At 71.3% G+C, this 2,301-nt stretch carries 2 protein-coding genes and 1 pseudogene; 2 read left to right on the forward strand and 1 reads right to left on the reverse strand.

The window, feature by feature from the left end; all coding sequences use genetic code 11:
* Positions 1 to 485: pseudogene (locus AB0C29_RS44415) on the reverse strand (MFS transporter); the annotation flags it as partial.
* A gap of 326 nt (positions 486 to 811) precedes the next feature.
* Between AB0C29_RS44415 and AB0C29_RS44420 the strand changes: the two are divergent.
* Both AB0C29_RS44420 and AB0C29_RS44425 read left to right on the forward strand, forming a co-directional pair.
* Entirely contained in the window at positions 812 to 1,174 is a 363-nt protein-coding gene (locus AB0C29_RS44420) for a YciI family protein (protein ID WP_360833834.1), read from the forward strand.
* A gap of 190 nt (positions 1,175 to 1,364) precedes the next feature.
* A partial coding sequence (locus AB0C29_RS44425) for a serine/threonine-protein kinase (protein ID WP_360833836.1) occupies positions 1,365 to 2,301 on the forward strand: 937 nt, incomplete at its 3' end.

Here is a 2,301-nt window from a genome sequence, read left to right on the forward strand (position 1 = left end):
GCGGCGAGCACCGGACCGGCGAGCACGGTGGCCACCAGCACCCCGACCGTCTCCGCCGTGCGGGCCCGGCCCATCGTGCGGGCGTAGCGGTGCGCCGCGCCGAGGCGGGCCAGCTCGCTGTAGACGAGCGCCTCCAGCGATCCGGAGGCGAGCGCCCCGCCGGCACCCCAGAGCAGGAACCCGACGGCGAAGGCCGGATACGAGGGCACGAGCACCCAGAGCGCGAACGCGGCCGCGCCGGCGAGCGGGGCCAGGCACAGCAGTAATCGCCGGGAGACCGCGTCAGCCCAGGCGCCGGAGGGCACCTCCAGCAACGTGCTGCCGGCTGACCAGATCACGAACAGCGAGGAGATCTGCCAGACCGACAGGCCGGTGTCACTGAACAGCAGTGCGTACACCGGGTAGAGCAGGACGAGATCGGCGAGGAACGCGTACGCATAGAGCGTGGCAGCCAGCCGGCGCACGCGTGCGGAGTCGAGGGTCATGAGGCCTTCCCGTGAAGTCGGAGCGGACGCCGGTCACACGGCGGCCGCGGCGGCCCACGGGTTGGACCTCTACGGGTGGATCAATGTCGCCAGGTCATGAAGGGATCGTAGGCGGCCGACAGCCCCCCGGGCCAGGCCATTTGTCATCGATTTGTCGTCGCTCTGTCACCGCCGGACCTGCCCTTCCCCCACAGCTCCGCCCGAGATACGCACCGCGGTGTGCGCGGTTCACACAAATCAAGCTGGAGTGTGTCGGATCCGCCGGATGCCGTTCGTGGCGTATGCAGAGACGGACGCCGGGTCCGGACGATCAGAGGGAGCGGAATATGGCTGAGTACCTCATCTACTTCAATCAGCAATGGGTGGGTGACCACACCGAGGAGTGGTTCCGCGGGCGCGGCCCCCTCGCCCGGGCCGTTGTCGATGAGATCAAGGCCGCCGGGGCATTCGTCTTCGCCGGGGGCCTGGAGGAAGAGGACGGCCCGGTCTTCAGCGCCGACGCCACGAGCGGTGAGGTGGTCTTCGCCGACGGGCCCTACGTCGAGAGCAAGGAGTTCCTGGGCGGCCTGACGATCGTGGACGTGCCGGATGAGGCGACCGCCCGGATGTGGGCCGGCCGGATCGCGGAGGCCTGCGGCTGGCCGCAGGAGGTCCGCCGGTTCAAGCCGCCGCGCGTCCTGCAGGGATGAGGGCGTCACTCGTCCTGCAGGGATGAGGTCGTCACTCGTCGGCTGAGGCTCGAGTGCCGGCAAGGATCCGACCGGACACGGCTTCGGGTGCGGCCAGAAAAGTGCCGCCCCGGAGCCGGCCGGCAGAAGCGGTGGCCGGCCGAAGCGGGACCAGGATGGGGCCGGGCGGGGAGCCGCTATCCTGCCCCGTGTGACCCGTCCGATGATGCCGAACGATCCGCGCTGGCTCGGTGATTATGAGCTGCTCAGTCGTCTCGGCGAGGGCGGCATGGGCACTGTCTTTCTTGGACGGTCGCCGGACGGCCGGCTCGTGGCGGTCAAGATGTTGCGGGCCGAGCACGCCTGGGACGCCGAGTTCCGGGGGCGCTTCCGCAGCGAGGTCAACCGGGCCCGCGAGGTGCCCAGCTTCTGCACGGCGGCGGTGCTCGACGCCGACCCGGATCACGAGACGCCGTATCTGGTGGTCGAGTACGTCGACGGGCCGAGTCTGTCCGAGGTGATCCGGGAGCGGGGACCGCTGGACGGCGGCACGCTGCACAGCGTGGCGGTCGGGGTGGCCACGGCGCTGGCGGCGATCCACGGCGTCGGGGTCATCCACCGGGACCTGAAGCCGCAGAACGTGCTGTTCTCGCTGGGCACGCCCAAGGTCATCGACTTCGGGATCGCGCGGGCGCTCGAGGTGACCAGCCGGCACACCAGGACCGACCAGATGGTCGGCACGGTGGCGTACATGGCGCCGGAGCGGTTCGACACCGACTCGGATCGCACGGTGGGGCCGGCGGCGGACGTGTTCGCGTGGGGTGTGGTGGTGGCTTACGCGGCGACCGGGCGTACCCCGTTCTGGGCGGATTCCCCGGCCGCGACGGCGGCCCGCATCCTGACCCAGCCGCCCGACCTGACCGGGCTCGGCGGGTCGCTGCGTGACCTGGTGGGCCGGACGCTGGCCAAGGATCCGGCCGAGCGGCCGACCGCCCATCAGCTGCTCGACCTGCTGCTGGAGGCGGAGACCGGCGGAGCGCTCGCCCAGCGGCCGGAGCTGCGCAAGGCCGCCGAGGCGGCACAGCACACGGGCCGGGTGCAGCCCGGCGTACGCGAATCGGCCGCACCTGTTCGCCGGCGGGTGAGCC

It is taken from the genome of Actinoplanes sp. NPDC048791, from assembly GCF_040650095.1.
Classification (GTDB): domain Bacteria; phylum Actinomycetota; class Actinomycetes; order Mycobacteriales; family Micromonosporaceae; genus Actinoplanes.

Excerpts from the sequence above, each read along its gene's own strand:
- AB0C29_RS44420 (WP_360833834.1), top strand. The coding sequence starts at position 812 with ATGGCTGAGTACCTCATCTACTTCAATCAGCAATGGGTGGGTGACCAC.